This is a genomic window from Mesorhizobium sp. WSM4822, from assembly GCF_055811155.1.
In genome coordinates, this window is record NZ_JBVVQM010000021.1 from 15096 (window position 1) to 32333 (window position 17238).

Consider the following 17238-nt stretch of genomic DNA (forward strand, 5'->3'; position numbering starts at 1 on the left):
CCGTTGCCTGGCGCTCTGCCGCGACCGAGGTCTGGCGCGAGCACCAGGCAGAGGATAGGCCGCAGAGCTGCTGGCGGCCGCGCGCGACCATATGCTCGATGGGCTGTGGCGCTCCTCCCGCTTGGTGACGAGCTAGACATCCGATGGACGACAGATTGAGAGCGCAGACGCCGCTCTCGACCACGCACTGAGATCGTGTGAGGTCATCCGGCACCATGCCGTCAGCCGCACCGGGAAACTCCGTATGACCACGGCGCAAACTGCTTCGATCTCATCAGTTCCCATGCCCGCGTGCCCTATCTCGATCCCAGGCAAGCCGGCTGCCGCAAGCAGGCGGTCGCAAGCTTTCCGCCCTCGAGGCAACGCCGGGAGCCTGCTCGACCTCGCGCAGGGTGGCCTCCTCGAGAAGACCTGGCTGCTCACGAATGGACGCCAGTTCTTCTGCCGCTGAGACCTGGAACGCATTGGAGAGCATCGGCGCTGCGTCCATTCGACCCGGAACTGTGGGCGTGGCGCAGCGTCTCCACGACCGAAGGCAAGACCTCGAGCACCCGGTCCACGTCTTCTTGTCCGTTGTCACGCGCGAAAGAGAAGCGGACCGCCGCATGTGGCATTTCCATCGCTCTCAGCACATGGCTTGGCTCCGCACAGCCTGATGTGCAGGCGGACCCCGAGGAGCAGACGATACCCTTGCGGTCCAGGAGATGCAGGATCCCATTGCCTTCAATACGTTCGAAGGCGATGTTTGCGGTGTTCGGCAAGCGCACTAGGGGATCGCCATTGACGAAGCTGTTTGGGACACGCTGGATAAGCCCGTTCTCCAGCCGGTCGCGGAGCCACTTTATCCGCTTGGTCTCGTCATCCATGAATTTCAAGGCAAGTTCGGCGGCCATGCCGAGCCCGACTATGCCGGGCGTGTTTTCGGTGCCCGCACGCCGGTCGCTCTCTTGGTGACCGCCCTTGATCATAGCGTGGAACGGCACGCCGCGCTTGACGAAAAGTGCGCCTATCCCTTTTGGCCCATGGAATTTATGGCCGGAGAGCGACAGCATGTCGATAGGGGCTGATTTCAGGTCGATCGGGAGCTTGCCGACGGCCTGCACGGCATCAGTGTGGAAAATGGCGCCGACATCCTTGGCCAATTCGGCGAGCTTGATGACGGGGAAGATCGTACCAGTCTCGTTGTTGGCCCACATGATCGAGACGACCGCCACGTTTGGGGTAAGCGCGGCCCGGTAAGCATCGACGTTCAGCCGGCCATGGCGGTCCACCGGGATCCTGTGCACCTTAGCGCGGCCCGTCTCCTCAAGATGAGCGCACAGGGTCAGCACAGCAGGATGTTCCACAGCGGACGTCACGATCTCCGTTCGATCCGGCATCACCTCGAGCGCCGAAAGAATGGCCGCATTGTCGCTTTCCGTTCCACCCGAGGTGAAGGTGATCTCATCGTCGAACTGCGCCCCGATCAGCGCCTGCAACTGACGCCTCGCCTTTGCCAAAGCAGCGCCGGCAAAGGCGCCAAAACGGTGCGCCGACGAAGGGTTGCCGAATTTATCGGTAAGGAACGGCAACATCGCATTAACGACCGCGGGATCGACCCGGGTCGTTGCGTTGTTGTCGAGATGGACAACTGTCATCGGTGGTCTCCAATCGAGCTGAATGCCGTCAAGCGCGGCCTGGTCGCATCGAGCCTGCGCCGTTGAGAGTGCGATCCAGAGCCTGCGCAAGTCTCCACAGATTGAACGCAGGCCCGGGACCAGGGCCACCGCCAAGCTCACCGAAGGCGCCCTCTCCCTTCTTGGACGATCAGCCGAATGACTTGCCGCAGGAGCACTTTTCCCGCGCGTTAGGATTGTCGAAAACAAAGCCGGAGGATTCGAGACCCGTGATGAAGTCGACGGCCATGCCGGCGACATGCGGTTGGGAGTCGGCGTCAACAAACACTTTGATCCCATCTGTCTCGACAATGGCGTCGCCCTCGCGCGAGACGCTCTCCAGGCCCAATGAGTATTTGAAGCCGGAGCAGCCGCCGGCCTCAACCATGATGCGAAAGCCGTCTGCGGGCTCGCTAGCGGCGGACAGAGCGGTCTTGACGGCGGCAACCGCCTTGTCGGTGAGCGTGATCATGGCTCGTTTCTCCTCGATGCGGACGAATTGCGGATTACCGTGCATGGACCGTGCCAATGGGAAAAGCCGTTTTCGAACAGCGTGACATCCTCAACACGCCCAGGATTCCGCTTTCGGAATTGCCGCGTATACGTCGAGCATCGACGCGTATTGTCGGATTTGTCGGTTTCGCCACACCTGCATTGACCCGAGTTCCTCGTCGAACTGCATGCAAGCGAGGTTTCCGGGATGATTCCAGGAATTGGTACGCCTTTTGAGGCTCCTCGTGGCGAGGGCTAAGGCTCCCAACACCGACAATATGCGCAACGCAGGGGTTAAAACATGCACCAGCGCGAGGAACTTTCGCCGGAGGCAATCCGGCGTGCACGCGAAGACTGTCCCACCATCCGCGGCCGCGATCTCGCCGCCAAACTGGGCATTTCGGAAGCGGAGCTCTACGCGGCACATTGCGGCTTTGGCGCGCTGCGTATCGAGCCGCGCGTCAATGATGTGCTTACCGGCCTCGAGGCCGTCGGCGAGGTGATGGCGCTGACCCGCAATGACAGTGCCATGCATGAGAAGATAGGTGTCTACGACAAGGTGTTCACCGGCAACCATCGCGCCATGGTGCTCGGCAATGACATTGATTTGCGCATCTTTCCGAAGGTGTGGACGCATGGCTTTGCCGTGGAGACACGCGAAGCGGAGGAAATCCGCCGCGGGCTGCTGTTCTTCGACGCGGCAGGCGAGGCCGTGCACAAGGTATATCTGAGACCGTCCTCAAACCTCCATGCCTATCGAAAACTGATAGACGAGCTCGAATCCGGCAACCAGGAGCCGATCATCTCGGTTGAGACGAAGTCGGCCGAAAAGGACGCAAAGAATCCGGACCAAGCCGCTACGATCGATGACCTACGCGAGCACTGGAGTCAGCTGACTGACGTGCACCAGTTCTTCGGCATGCTGAAGGCGCTCAACCTCAGCCGCCGCCAGGCGGTGCGAATGGTCGGCGACGACTACGCCTGGTTGCTCGACCATGCTGCGCTTGGCTCGATGTTCCATCGTGCGGCCGAAGACGAGATGCCCATCCTGTGCTTCGTCGGCAATCGTGGCTGCATCCAGATCCATTCCGGCCCAATCAAGACGATCAAGCAGATCGGACCTTGGATCAATGTGCTCGACGAGACCTTCCGCCTGCATCTCAAGACCCACCACATCCGCGAGGTTTGGGCTGTCCGCAAGCCGACCAGGGACGGCCACCTCACATCACTTGAAGCTTATGGCGCCGACGGCAAGATGATCATCCAGTTCTTCGGGATGCGCCAGGAAGGCGAATCCGAGCGCGCCGACTGGCGGTCACTGGCCGAAAACCTGCCGCGCATTCCCCGTTCAACCGCTGCTTGAGACAACACCGATGCATATTGATTTCCGTTCTCGCGCGGTGTGCGGGCCGCTACTTTGAACTTTGCTGACCATCGCTGTGCCGCGAACGCAAACCAGGGCACAGCTGCGATTTGGCGGCCGCCGCGGATCGCCTCCAGGCACAGGCTCCATTCCCACGAGCGTATCCGCGTTTGGCGAGAATGGCCGCCATCGCTGCCGTTGCGGTGAGCCCAACCCGAACCCCGCGGTAAAGCTGCTCAATGCAGGCACAACGCGTCCGCTGGCCGCCGGCGGGTGTGTGTCAGTCAATTTTTCGGGTGCCCGCCATCTACGGCAGCGGCGGCAGGAATTGGTCCAGGTGAAGTCGATTGGCGGCTGAGTCAAATTTCCAGAGCACGGCCTCCACAAAGGCATCCTCGAATTTTCCATCAGCAGCAGGGGGCCTCGGCGTCTGATGCTGAGCTCGAAAAGCTAGCGTCCCGATGCTGATGCGCGGCCCGACATAGGTCTTCTTCCGCCTCTGGCCAAGGAAAATTGGGGCTTGGGCCGGCCCGAGTGCCACATACGGGGTGTTACACATGGTACTTGCTATGAGCGTCTGGGTCGTTCGCATTCCCCCCCGGTTAGATGCGCGTTCGCATCGATATGGAGGGCATGTTCGGAATCGGTGCGCGTTACAGCTGGTGGATGAATTTCAGCGCCAATGCCGTTGAATTGGGTAAACTGTTTTTGTCAGAGACTGGATATCGGAGCTTGCGGGCGCATTTCACGCGGAACTCGTGCCTGACGAGTTCGCGATGGAGATCATCGGCTCCGGCGGGTAGTTGGTTCCTCTTCCAAACTGCGCCCCTCCGCCTAGTATTTCACTGCTGTACGTATTTTCAGCAAATGCTGAAAGCCGGCCTCACAATGAAATTCTGTAGACGGCATTCACCAAATATGGGCTTGCTGGCACGATGCGTTCGACAAAGATCCCGTCAAAAGCCAGGCGCAATTTCCCTCGAAATCCAGAAAATTAATGCCGGCTTCGGTGCAGATGTCCCGCGTCTGCGGCGTTAGCAACGGGGTGATAAAAATCAGAACGGCTTGCTTTTCTAGCCGCGCGGCTGACCGCTGTACCTGGGAAATAGCGTCGCGAGCCTGACGGGCTGCCCTATTGATTTGACCTCAGCCAGCAATGTGCGTTTCAGGTCGGTCCTCGAGCCTCCCTCGGATTGGTCTCAGCAATCCGAGTTATCGAGAAAGTGTCGACGACGACGCAAAGCCGCTCGCTCGCTACGGCGCTTGTGGAGGGCGCGCGGCGAGCGGCTTTTCTGCCGCCGAGCTGCGTCCGGAGTGGCAGGTAACCTCGATCGATACTCGGCCTCGGTCCACTAGGCTCCCCGTTCGATCTTCATGCGCCATCCTGTCGTGTCTGAAACGGACAAGAATGTCTGATGCCCGCCAAATGGTAGCCCCATACGGACCGCCGCAACGCAGAATGAGCGGGGTGCCGATGGTCGCTTGCTCGGCACGCAACTTGCTCGATTTTGTCATCGGAGGCGTGTCGGCGGTGCATTGTGCCCAGCGGTGGCGAACAGCCTTGCGATCTCAACCGAGCGTAAACGCCTGAACTCAGGAGAACCAAATGGCGACCCACCCGGTTCCAGATCATGTCCCGCCGGAAATGGTAGGCGACTTCAGCCTCTTTTCGTCGCCAGGCATGGCTCCGGCGCCCAACGGCGACCCGCACGCAGCAATCGCTTGCGTGCATGCCGGACCGCGAATCTTTTATTCGCCCTGGAACACGCGTACCGGGGAGGGTGCTTGGGTCATCACTCGCGCCGCAGATCAGCGCCGGGTGCTGCAGGAGACCGAAAACTTTTCCAGTCATCGCAACGTCTTCGCATCCGCACTGGGCGAAGACTGGCCGACGATCCCGCTCGAACTCGATCCCCCTTCCCATGCAGTCTTTCGCTCATTGCTCAATCCGCTCTTTTCGCCGAAGCGTGTAACGGAACTGGAGCCCGCCATCCGCGAGCGAGCGATAGCGCTTATCACGAGGATCGCCTCGTCGGGCACAAGCTGCGATGTCATGAAGGATTTCGCCTTTCCTTTCGCGGTCAGCATCTTCCTTCGATTCATCGGACTGCCGGAGCACCGTCTTGAGACGTTTGTTGCCTGGGCGAGAGATCTGCTCCACGGCGATGATGTGAGAAGGCCGGCGGCGGCTCGGACGATTGTAGCGTTCATAGACGAGCTGGCGGCGATGCGCCGCAAAAAGCCCGTTGACGATTTCATGAGCTTCATTGTGCAGGCGCAGGTCGAGGGCCGCGGGCTGACAGACCAGGAGGTCCGTGGCATTGGCGTGCTGGTTTTGGTGGCCGGGCTCGACACGGTCGCTACAGCCATAGGCTTTGACTTGGCCTATCTCGCGCGAAACCTGGAAAATCAGGAATTGCTCCGAAAAGAACCGGACCGGATCGTGCGCGCAGCCGAAGAACTGCTGCGCGCCTTTCCGACCGTCCATCTGATCCGCGTGGCACGAAGAGATATCGACTTCGAAGGCGCGCCGATCCGCAAGGGGGACTTTGTTTCCTGCGCCACAATGATTGCAAATCGTGACCCGGCGGAATTCGAAGACCCCAACACGGTCGATCTGACGCGAGAAGGCATCCGCCACGCCGCCTTTGGCTATGGTCCCCACCGTTGCCTTGGCTCACATCTTGCCCGCCGCGAAATTGTCATTGGCCTGGAGGAATGGCTGGCGCGCCTGCCGCCCTTTCGGATCAAGGAGGGAACAGCACCCATCACCCATGGCGGCCAACTGTTCGGGATTGAAAATCTGATCCTGGAGTGGGGCTAAACCTAGCCCGGCCCGAAGCCGGGGGCACAGACGTTGGAGGTCGCCTTGCGCATCATCGTTCACCAAGCCAGATGTCAGGGCCATGCGCAATGCGCGGCGCGAGCGCCGGCAGTCTTCAAGCTGGACGAGGCAGGTTACATCCTCCCCGGTGACATTGAGGTTGCGGACGGGGAGCAAATGCTTGCGTCGGATGGGGTGCGATCCTGCCCCGAACTTGCGCTGGAAATCGACGATCCCCCCGCTGCGCGAATCGTTTCGGAGGCCACTCTCAAACCGAAGACAGAGGTCCCGGAACACGTCAGAACCGCCGAATCTGCGACAGACCCGTCGGGCCAAGCAAGAATCATCGAACTGCTCGACCGCGAGGCGATCCGGGACTGCCTCTTTCGGTATTGCCGCGGGACAGACCGCGCCGATGAGGCGGTGCTGCGCAGCGCGTACTGGCCCGACGCGCATGACAGCCACGGGGCGTATCGCGGCTCGGCGGAGGGCTTCATTCGGTATGCGCTCGATGTCTTCAAGACCGGACCGCGCAACATCCATCAGATCACGAACATCCTGATCGAATTCATTGACGCGGCGGAGGCCACGGTCGAGAGCTATTTCACCGCGCTGCAACGCGGACCGGACAAAGGCGGAGAAGTGCGTCAGCTCTTTTTATGCGGGCGCTACTGCGATCTGTTTCAAAAGCGGGAAGGGGAGTGGCGGATTGCCGAACGGACCGTTGTCTATGACTGGCTGGAGGAGCAGATCCCAACCTTGGTCCTGGAGGCAGAACGCTTCGGCACGCGACAGCCGATTGGAGCACCCTATCCGGACGATCCGGTCTATGCGCTGGGCAAGCGTCGCATTGCTTCTCATGACGACGCCTTCACAACCACGCAACCGCATCAATATGACTACGGACTGTGAGCCTTCCAACGCCACCGTGACAACTGCAAGGGAAAGATGGGCCGGCAGGGACCGCGCCACGCCGCGGCCGTGCTCTGCTCTCCACCACCAGCGTACCAAGAAGGCCGGTCTGCGTCGCTTGCTGGAGCTTGGCAGAACCGCTCAGCATCCTGAACCCGGGTCATATCGTGTTACAGACCCGGTTGGGAAATTTCGACCAGGGACAATGCTGCCAGACCGAACTGGGAAGACCGGATCATCCCCTATCAACAACGCTATGGGTCATGGTCTAGCGCGGTGACTTCGAAGGCCAGCTCGAGGCTTGGTCATGCGGTCGACCCGCGGCCGCTGTACTGGAGTCGAGTCGCGCCGGCGCGTGCCCGTAGTCGGACCCAGTATTGCTCAACGCTGGGCCGCTGCATCGCGAAAACAAACCAGGAGAACGGGACCATGTCCGCCCATAAAGACGCATGTATCGGCGCCGGCCAATGCCCCACCATCGAGCCGGACAGGGGCTTCGACGAGCATGTTCTTGCCTGCGTTCTCTCGTGTGCGCTCAAGGAGGTCGAGGCTGGCGAAGCGACTGCGACGGAGTCGACAGGCCTGTCCCTCGCCGAGCTGCGCCAGGTCCTGCCCCGGGGTTTGTCCGCAACCGCACTGGCAGCCTTGGCCTTGGAAGACCTCAGCGACCCTGAGCCGGGCATGGAGGAAGAACTTCTGCGCGGCCTGCTGCTGGCGCACGCCCGGCCGAGCGACCCGGCGAGCGCGCGCTTCGCCAAGATCGTTGCCCGGCGTGCCATGCACGATGACCATCTGTGGCAAGATCTTGGTCTTCTCAATCGGACCGAGCTGAACCGCCTGCTTGCCACGCATTTTCCGATGCTCGCGGCCGGCAACACACGAAACATGAAATGGAAGAAGTACTTTTACCGCAAACTCTGTGAGGCCGAAGGGTTCTCGCTATGTCCTGCGCCCAATTGCCGGGAATGCAGCGATTTCGACAGTTGCTTCGGCCCGGAGGAGGACGAACGCGGAGAACGCATCACCTTTGATCTAGGGGCCACGCTTGGTCACGAGGCCTTGAGGCCTTGATCGCCGTCGCGCCACAAGCGCTTTTCCCGGCGCCGCTGTATGGAGGAGGGGATGTTCATCGCCTCGCGATATTTGGCAACCGTGCGGCGAGCGAGATCTATGCCGCATTCCTTGAGCCGGTCAGCGATGTCGTCGTCAGAGAGCATGTTATCAAGCGATTCTTCGGCGACCATCGCTCTGATCCGATGGCGAACAGCTTCAGCGGAGTGCGCGTCACCGCCTTCGCAGGAGGCGATCGCGACAGTGAAGAAATATTTGAGCTCGAACACACCGCGTGGGGTAACCATGTACTTGTTCGACGTAACCCGGCTGACAGTCGACTCGTGCATGTTGATCGCCTCAGCGACCGTCCTGAGATTGAGCGGCCGCAGGTGGGCGACGCCATATTCCAGAAAAGCATCCTGCTGGCGCACGATTTCCGTGGCGACCTTAAGGATCGTCTTGGCGCGCTGATCCAGGCTGCGGATCAACCAGTTCGCGTTTTGCAAGCATTCATTGAGAAATGTCATGTCCTTCGATTTTTTGGCGGCTCGGCAGGAAACCTCCGCGACATAGCTTTGGTTGATCAGCACCTTGGGCAGCGTGTTCGGATCAAGTTCGATCTGCCATCCACCTCCGGGCGAGCGCAGCACCCATACGTCCGGTATGACGCACTCCGGCGTTCCAGACTGGAATGTGTTTCCAGGCTTGGGGTCAAGCGCGCGGATTTCCTGCAGCATGTCGAGAAGATCTTCTTCATCGACGCCGCAGCGCTGCTTCAATGCCTGAAAATCGCGTCGCGCAAGCAGCTCAAGGTTGGCAACCAAAACCGCCATCGCCGGGTCGAAGCGGTTTTTCTCGCGCAACTGTATCTCGAGACATTCGCTGAGCGATCGTGCGAAGATTCCCGGAGGATCGAGGCGCTGCAAGACGCCCAGCACCCGTTCCACTTGAGCCAGCTCGACGTTCAGGGTCTCAGCCAGGTCGGAAGGACTTACCCGAAGATAGCCAGTGTCATCCAGATGACCGGCGAGCTGATGAGCTATCAGCCGCTCATGCGGTGTGAAGGCGGTGAGGGAGATCTGACGAGCGACATGGTCGTGCAACGTTTCGGCTAGGGCGACAAACTCCTCGTAGGCAGGCCGTTCGCCCGGCGTGGCGTTTGTCGCGCTCGGCTGGGACTTCCCTTGCCTGGGCAGGTCCGGGGATCCTGCCCAAGTCGGTCCTTCAGCCTCGCCGGACAGCCCTTCGTCTTTTGGCGCATGCTCCAGCAGCGGATTTTTCTCGAGCTCCTGGTCCACGAACTGATGCAGTTCGGCATGCGTCAGTTGCAGCAGACGAATCGACTCGATGAGCTGAGGCGATGCCGCAAGAGACTGTTTCTGAAGGAGGCTGAAGGACGATTTCATGGTCGGTCCGGTGTTCCTGTCAAAGAAGCTCTTGGCCGTGGCTAATTGGATCTCTCACAGGTCGACGCTGCAAAGCCGCGTCACGTTTGAACGACCTCACGGGCCGCTGGCTTCAGGGCCTCGCCCTTTGTCCCAAGCGTCGCCCAAAACGCAGTCGCGCACGGTCGATCTGCACCAGGTCACGCCGCGTCCTTCAACGATCGAAGGACGTTCTGCGGGGATGAGACGCCATAGGGGTCGGTCTCGCAGTTATCGGAGAAACCTTCCTCCTCGAACCACTGCTCCACGACGCCATTGTTGAGCAGAGCCGCGTAGCGCCAGGAGCGCATTCCGAAGCCCAGATTGTCCTTGGCAACCAGCATGCCCATTTTGCGCGTGAACTCGCCAGACCCATCCGGGATCAGCTCGACCTTCTGCAGCCCCAGGGACTTTCCCCATGCATTCATGACAAAGGCATCGTTGACCGAGAGGCAGTAGACCGCGTCGACCCCTTGTTTCTTGAAATCCTCGTAGAGATCTTCGAAATTGGGCAGCTGGTAGGTCGAGCATGTGGGGGTGAAAGCGCCAGGCAGCGAGAACAGGATGACGCGCTTGCCGCCAAAGTAGTCGTCGGACGTCTTTTCTTCCCAACGATATGGATTTGGCCCCTGGACTGAATCATCGCGAACACGCGTGAGAAACGTGACGAAGGGGACCTTCTTCTGACCGGTCATAAACTTGCTCCTTTTGAAGAAACTGGCGCACTGGATTTTACTGAGGCTGGCGGATTGCCGCGCTGGGGTGCTGCCGAGGTGCGAGACGATGCCTACGCGGCTTCCCACTCTTTCCCCCGTCGGATGTATAGGGAACGGCCCGGCTCCAGATGCTCGGATCTCCAAACCGGGCGATGCCCAGTGCTCAGCGAGGACAACCGCCGGCGTCTTTGTCGATCGTTTAGAGCTTCGCGTGCCAGCCATGGTTCGGTATCGGCTTTCATCGTGTTCAATAGGCTCCGAGCACGAGCAGCAAGAGGCATGCCATTTGCAACGAAGCTGCTTCTGCACCAAAGTTTCGAGGTCAGGTGTGTAGCGCTTGAGCTTCCGCAGGCTGGCAAACGATGCACCATAGACCGCAAGCACATGCACACGGCGCGGCCGCGGGCATCACCGCAGCGAAGGGGCACGGTGTGCGCCTAGCCGTGTTCGCAGAGGCATGACTGACGCGAACGCATGCCTGTGGCGGCAGTTCATGGCGGCCTCTCTTCGGTATTGCCATGGTCCAGAGTCGATGAAGATCGAATACGGCTCGGTCACGGTCATTGCGCGGTTTGCTTTCCAACGCCGTAGGCGTCCATCCAAAACTTATTGTGTCGGAAACTGGACCAGAATTGTCGCAAGGCCGACCCAAACGTCAGGAACAAGTGCCGCTGATTAGCGCGAACCGGCAGAACGCAACGGAGTGCCACGGGCACGCAATTTGCTTCAATGATCTTGTCGGTGGGACGGCCGCGAATGCGAGGAGAGCCTAGCCGGCTCTAACGGCGCTCGATGCAGAGCTTCCGCTCACCTCAACTCGCAAAGGATTCTGCTGTGACCGATATCGATTGCTATGTCTGGCAAGCACTAATTCGCCATTTCAAAACCGATGATTTGACAGGTCTCGCCAGCTCGCGCCGAAAATTTGCTGCCCATTTGCTGCCGGACGTTCAAACTGTCATTGAAGAGCAGATTGCGCCCTTGTCTCCCAGGCTCATCGGCGTCCACCAGCGGCACCAGTCCGATGCCATGAAGCTGTCCGACATGGTCATTCGCGAGGGTGGAACCGTCATTGCGGTGACACCCTTGCAATATCAGGACATGGATATTGGCGAAGACGTGCCCTACGCGGCACTGCAAAATGGCCTGTGGCTATTCCTTGTCGGCGAAGAGCCTGCAGCGGTCCTTCTGTCGCAGTTTTTTGACCGCTGGGGCGGCCGAACGGTTCAAGTGGAAATCGCTTATCTGCCTGGCGAGCAGGCATGTGCCTTCTCGCGCGGATTTCTTAGCAAAATCCAGGCGGCAGGCGAAAGCTCGCAATACTACCGCAGCAAGGTTCTCTCTTTTGAATACGATGCACGCAACTGGGGGATGCGGGGAGCGATGCGGGTTCATCGCCTACCTGCCGTACGCCGGGACGACGTGGTGCTTTCGGAAGCAACTATGGCGCGTCTTGATGCCAACATCTTTGACCATGATCGACACCGAGAGGGGTTGAAGCGCCTCGGCCAGCACGCGCAAAAGGGTATTCTGCTTTATGGTCCCCCTGGTACAGGCAAGACGCACGTCATCCGCTATGTTTCTGCCAACCTGCCCGGACGCACTACTGTTCTGGTTACGGCTGAGCAGACAGCGGCGATTGGGTTCTACATAGCGTTGGCCCGCACGCTTCAGCCGAGCATCGTCGTATTGGAGGACGTCGACTTGGTGGGTCGGTCGCGAGAAAACGTATCTAGCCCGAACGCTGAACGACTGCTCAACCGTCTGTTGAACGAAATGGATGGTCTTGCCTCAAATGCAGATATCCTCTTCCTCCTTACGACGAATCGGCCGGAGGACATTGAGGACGCGCTCGCCTCGCGCCCAGGCCGGGTGGACGAAGCAATTGAGATCCCGCTTCCCGACGTCGGCTGCCGCGAGCGGCTGATCACGCTGTATGGTCGTGCGCTCGTCTTCCAAGACGGAGCGCTTGCGGATGTCGTCGCACGGTCGGAAAACAGCAGCGCGGCCTATATCAAGGAAATGGTCCGCCGTCTGGCTCAACGGAGCCTGGCACGGGATGGCGGGGATGTCGTCTCGCGCGAGGATGTGGAGATGGTCTTCGGCGACACCGAAACTTTGTCGAGCCGTCTCAAGAGGCGGCTTGTCGGCCTCGGCGAGAAAACCTCAACGGGGTAAAGAGCAGAAGATGAGAGTGGCTGCTGCAGCTGGTGTTCTGCTGCGCTGGTTTTCAATGCTGAGCTCTTGCACGGCGCGGAAGATGCCGCATACGTCCGCCTCTTCGGGCGGTCATGCCCCTGCCAGGCCACCTGAGCGATCGTGCCTTGTCAAGCAAGACGCTTCCATCTAGGCGCGAGTCCATTCCGACTCAGGTGGATCGCCCCGGTGAGCCGTCGGCCTCAATTCCCGCCGGGTGAGCTTGCCACCGGTCTTTCCGAGGCGCAAGCGCTTCCGTCCGCCGCTCTGCGGGGCCCAGGAGGCCCTGAAACCCGATCGTTTGGGCCTTCATTCTGTTTGGGCGGATCTAGAAGGTGATCTGGCAGGGGGGCTTTGCGCTGCCGGTTTACCACCGGGCTGAAGCTGGCCGCGATCACTGGGGCCCGCGCGGCATGCTGGTCGGATAATCCGCTGTCGCTGCGCCTCTCGCAGCCTGTTCAGTGAGCCCCCGGGCCGGCCATCCGTCCAACACGTCGGCTCCGCGACACAGGTGTCGGAATTGTCAGGTCCGCGCCACAGTCCCCGGGGGCCTAAGTCTGTGATTGCCGCAGGCTATAGCTCGATCTGTCGGATTTGGCACGAGCTTTGCGCCTGGGGCGAGACCACGGCAGCAGCCGACGGCCCTCCTATCGTCCCGCGATGGACGCAACCAACGAAGGAATTCCACTATGGCAATACCGCACCGCATCTTCGGGAGCGGGTCACGAGACGGGTGGGCTGCAGCTCGGCTGGTCGGCATCGACCTTGCTCGCGGTTTGGCAGTCTTCGGCATGTATGCCGTCCATGTGGGTCCCCTAGACGGCGAAGGAGTGGTCGGAAGTGTGATGGACTTCGCCTTTGGGCGCTCGTCCGTCCTGTTTGCCGTAATAACCGGGTTTTCGCTCATCCTGATTACCGGCCGCAACCCGCGGAAATCGACGCTAGCCGGTAGACAGGCCATTGCCAAGGTTGCAATCCGCGCCCTTATCCTGCTCGCCCTTGGCGAAATCCTCACCTATGTCAACGCGCCTGTCGCGGTCATTCTGGCATACTACGGCGTCTGCTTCCTGTTGGTCCTGCCGCTATATCGGCTCAGCGCACAGCGGCTCGGGTTGCTCGCGGCGGTGACAGCATTGGTTCTCCCGCAGGTGCGTTTCCTCCTTCTCAAAATGCTTGGCTCCGGGAGCTCAGACCCCGAGGTGTTCACCCTCCTGGTCAGCGGCACTTATCCCGCCTTGACCTGGGTTCCTTTGCTGATCGCCGGCATGGCCATTGCGCGCTTTGACCTTCGCACGCGCGCAATGCATTTGCGCCTTGGTGTAGCCGGCGTCGCGCTGGCCGTGTTGGGCTTCGGAGGATCCTGGCTTGCGCTGCATTTGATGCCTGGCGTAAGCGCAGAGCTGGCAAATTTGCAAGAACTTGACGTGAGTCCTCACCACTGGTGGATGCTGGATGTGGACGAGCTCACAGCGAGTTGGCTATGGATTGCCTCGCCTCATAGCGAGACGACGTTTTGGATTTTTGGCAGCGCCGGTTGCGCAATGATCATCGTGGCGGCTTGCTCGCTTGCTATGGATGCGCTCCCGTTCGTGCGAAAGCTGGTCTCGCCAATAATCGCGGTCGGTTCGATGCCTCTGACGGCCTATCTTCTGCACATTCTGGGAATATTTATGCTTGGAAGAGCTCACTCGCTGTCCGCGTTGTTTGGCTTCATCGTGGTTGTAAGCGCTTTCGCGGTGCTTTGGCTGCGCTTATTCCCGCGAGGACCGATGGAAGCGCTGATGGGATGGATCGCAGATCGAGCGACGCGACGTCCGCTGAGCACCACGTCGCCCCGACTTTCGGATCGATAGTGACGCTCGCCAAAGAAAGCGAACCTGACCGACGACATAGCTGGTAACTAGAAAATCGCCCGCTCCGTACCATCTGGGGGCAATCGCTAAGCCTTGCAACCATCGCCTTGCGCGCGGCTTTGAGGATAGAAATCCAAGTCTTCTGGCGGCATTGTCCGTGATGTGTTTGACCATCGCCGCAGAAGGTCCTTAGTTTCGGACTGAACGAAGCGCTGTCGATCTCCACGATCGGAGGTTGCGAAACCAGCAAAACGCCGTTCCGGCGCTGAAGCGAAGTCGCATTGCGATGAGGCGGCGGCATGCGCAGGTGCTTGCCAAAGCTGTCGCTGTCGGTCGACCATACCCCCTGGCGTGGCAGAGCTCGCTGATGGGCTACCGATCCCGTACATCGCATTCGCTTGCCGTCGACAGCAAGCTGGTCAGGTCGCTCTCAAAGAGAGGATTAACGAGCTGACAGTGAGTTGACGCTTGGTAAATTCCTTTGGCGAGCGACATTCTGCGTGCGCCTTCTCTTTGGCCGGCATTCGCGCAGCCTATCGTGTGGGTTGGAATTGAGATTAGGGCCATGCAGGTGTGCTGCCGGGAATGCTGTTCTCTCAGCGGCGGTTTCGTAGGATGGTGGCGCGCACAAGTCGACCTACGGGCGGCCCGGCGTTTCGCGCGCAGTTCCAAATCGAGACCTGGAGGGTGGGCACCTCAAGAACGGTGCCCGGTCGCCCCCGCTGCCAAGCGCGACCGCGCTCGCCCGGGCTGCGTAACCTGACCAACTCCGCCCGGGCGAACGCTGATGCACTGCCCGGAGCCGCGAACGGCTAGGGCCGGCGAGGCGCCCGGTACTGGTCAAAGCCCCCTCGGCAGTAGCCCGCGATCCATGTGGCCTAGGCGAGATGACCGACAAAGTGTGGGGCAGGATCGCGCCGCGTGGCTGGTGCGGCTGCATCGCAAGCGCTGAGCTGTGGGCCCGCCCCGTCAGAGGTTAGGTTGCGCGTTTCGGCCCGAATAGGAGCACTGTGAGGGCGGCAAGGAAGGTGGCAACCGCGCTGTAGGCGAACACACTGGCGACGCCCGCATTATTCACGAGCAGTCCGCCGAAGATCGCGCCGGCCGCGATGGCAATTTGGAACGTTGAGGTCATCAGCACACCGGCGCTTTCGGCCTGTTCGGGAACGGCGCGCAGCACCATCCAAGTCTGTACTCCCACCGGGACCGCACCGAAGCCAAAACTCCATACAGCAACCGCAATGGCCGAGGTGAAGGCCGATGCTCCAGGCATCAGCAACGAGACAGCGGCTATCGCCATGAGCAGCGGCGGCAGCGCCGCGACCGCCTTGAGGCTGTGTTTGGCCAGGAACGCGCCGGCTAAATTCCCGAAGAATCCGCATACCCCCGAAACGAGCAACAGCAGCGAGATCGTCTCGATATGGAGCGCGGGAATCATCTCGAGATAAGCCCGGACATAGGTGAAGCTGGCGAAGTGCCCAGAAGCCACCAGCAGCACCACCAAAAGCGCGACCTTGATGGTTGGCTTCTTGACCACATGCAGCAGGCCGCGGATTCCAGCCATTTCAACCGGCGGCAACGTCGGAAGGGTTACGAGTTGCACCAGCAATGTAACGGCATTAACGGCTGCGGCGATCATGAAGGAGGCTCGCCATCCCCAGATGTCGCCGACATAGGCGCCGATTGGAGGCGCGCAAACGATAGCGACCGACACGCCGGTGAGGATGATTGATAGTGCGCGCGGAAGGAGGTGATTTGGAACCAGTCGCATCGCCAGCGATGCCGAAATCGACCAGAAGCCTCCAAGCGCAATGCCGAGCACCACGCGTGCCGCCAGGAAAACCGGCAGCGACCACGCGACCCCTGCCAGAAGGTTGGACAGGATCTGAAGCAGCATCATCGCCCACAGGACGACTCTGCGGTCGAGGCGCTTTGTTATGAAGGCGATCAGCGGCGCCGAAATCGCCGCGGCAATCGCAGTCGCTGTCATCGTCTGTCCAGCCGCACCCTCTGTGACATGCAGATCATGCGCGAGCGGCGTCAGCACGCTGGCAGGCAAAAGCTCTGCCGCCACAAGCCCGAAGGTCCCCAGGCCAAGCGATATGACCGCGCCCCAAGCGGGACGAGATCGTCGATCCGGCTTTTCTGGGCCGTGCAGAAAAGTCTCCATGAAGCCTGTCGCAGATTGGGTCATGAATAAGCTCGCCAGCTTGGGTGCAACTGCAACATGGGTTGGCTGCATTGACCGGCATTCAGGAGCACGTTGTTGCCGGCCCCGCACGCAGGGAATGTTCATCGCTGCCCGACATGTTGTGACACCGCCGCGTGCAATATCAGTGCCGGGTTCTCCGAGTCGGGCGGGATCTGATCGTCGGCATTCGTCGCATCAGGCATGTTCCCTGCCGACTGCGCGGGGCCAGTCTCGAACCAGCCATGCGCCACCAGCTACCGAGCACGCTCGTCCGATGTCCCGCAGCGGGAGGCCCGCAAGCCGGTCGCTTTGCCCCCGCCTGCAGGCATGCCAAAACTTCGGCTCTAGCTCGAAGGCCAGCTTTTCTGCGAGCGGTCTCCAAGGTGACGGGTTGTGTCGGGCATTGTCGGCTCCGCTACAGGGCTTAGTGCGACAATCACTTGTCTCGCAGCAAACACTCGTTGGCGCTCAGGCTAACTCGCGGGCAACAAAAGAAAAAACCTTGTTCGTTATCACCCAGTTTACTTGGCACGAGTCTTGAGACCCTTTCGGTGTGAGG

Annotated in this window: 11 protein-coding genes and 1 pseudogene; 7 read left to right on the forward strand and 5 right to left on the reverse strand. The window is 60.4% G+C overall.

Annotated elements, in window-relative coordinates; translation table 11 throughout:
• Positions 1-419: 419 nt before the first annotated feature.
• Together nifS and AC0L3E_RS31765 are read right to left on the reverse strand one after the other, a co-directional pair.
• The gene (gene nifS, locus AC0L3E_RS31760; RefSeq protein WP_473606515.1) at positions 420-1637 is read right to left on the reverse strand and encodes a cysteine desulfurase NifS; all 1218 of its coding nucleotides are present in this window, start codon (positions 1635-1637) and stop codon (positions 420-422) included.
• A 169-nt stretch (positions 1638-1806) separates the two neighbouring features.
• Positions 1807-2127, reverse strand: a complete 321-nt coding sequence (locus AC0L3E_RS31765) for an iron-sulfur cluster assembly accessory protein (RefSeq protein WP_473606517.1) — start codon at positions 2125-2127, stop codon at positions 1807-1809.
• A 321-nt stretch (positions 2128-2448) separates the two neighbouring features.
• Between AC0L3E_RS31765 and AC0L3E_RS31770 the strand changes: the two genes are divergently transcribed.
• The 5 genes and pseudogenes from AC0L3E_RS31770 (at position 2449) to AC0L3E_RS31790 (ending at position 8317) form a co-directional block, all read left to right on the forward strand.
• Entirely contained in the window at positions 2449-3510 is a 1062-nt protein-coding gene (locus tag AC0L3E_RS31770; RefSeq protein ID WP_473606518.1) for a hemin-degrading factor, read from the forward strand.
• A gap of 1606 nt (positions 3511-5116) precedes the next feature.
• Positions 5117-6334 carry a cytochrome P450 gene (locus AC0L3E_RS31775; protein WP_473606519.1) on the forward strand — a complete coding sequence of 406 codons (1218 nt, stop codon included), beginning with the start codon at positions 5117-5119 and terminating at the stop codon, positions 6332-6334.
• 45 nt (positions 6335-6379) lie between these two features.
• Positions 6380-6550: pseudogene (locus AC0L3E_RS31780) on the forward strand (ferredoxin); the annotation flags it as partial.
• A 126-nt stretch (positions 6551-6676) separates the two neighbouring features.
• Positions 6677-7246, forward strand: coding sequence for a nuclear transport factor 2 family protein (locus AC0L3E_RS31785; RefSeq protein WP_473606542.1), 570 nt, complete (start codon positions 6677-6679; stop codon positions 7244-7246).
• Between the two features lie 429 nt (positions 7247-7675).
• Positions 7676-8317: a nitrogen fixation protein NifQ gene (locus tag AC0L3E_RS31790; protein ID WP_473606520.1), complete on the forward strand. Its 642-nt coding sequence runs from the start codon at positions 7676-7678 to the stop codon at positions 8315-8317.
• On the opposite strand, the gene rpoN is transcribed toward AC0L3E_RS31790, so the two are convergent.
• On the reverse strand, positions 8296-9705 hold the full coding sequence (rpoN, locus tag AC0L3E_RS31795) for an RNA polymerase factor sigma-54 (protein WP_473606521.1): 1410 nt from the start codon (positions 9703-9705) through the stop codon (positions 8296-8298). The genes AC0L3E_RS31790 and rpoN overlap by 22 nt on opposite strands.
• Before the next feature lie 179 nt (positions 9706-9884).
• The gene (locus AC0L3E_RS31800; RefSeq protein WP_473606522.1) at positions 9885-10418 is read right to left on the reverse strand and encodes a redoxin family protein; all 534 of its coding nucleotides are present in this window, start codon (positions 10416-10418) and stop codon (positions 9885-9887) included.
• 855 nt (positions 10419-11273) lie between these two features.
• Here AC0L3E_RS31800 and AC0L3E_RS31805 point away from each other — a divergent pair.
• On the forward strand, positions 11274-12617 hold the full coding sequence (locus AC0L3E_RS31805) for an AAA family ATPase (protein WP_473606523.1): 1344 nt from the start codon (positions 11274-11276) through the stop codon (positions 12615-12617).
• Between the two features lie 707 nt (positions 12618-13324).
• Positions 13325-14488 (forward strand): DUF418 domain-containing protein, encoded by a 1164-nt coding sequence (locus AC0L3E_RS31810; protein ID WP_473606524.1) that lies wholly within the window; start codon positions 13325-13327, stop codon positions 14486-14488.
• A gap of 976 nt (positions 14489-15464) precedes the next feature.
• On the opposite strand, the gene AC0L3E_RS31815 is transcribed toward AC0L3E_RS31810, so the two are convergent.
• A complete protein-coding gene (locus AC0L3E_RS31815) occupies positions 15465-16682 on the reverse strand; it encodes an MFS transporter (RefSeq protein WP_473606543.1) in 1218 nt (405 codons plus the stop codon).
• Between the last annotated feature and the right edge of the window lie 556 nt (positions 16683-17238).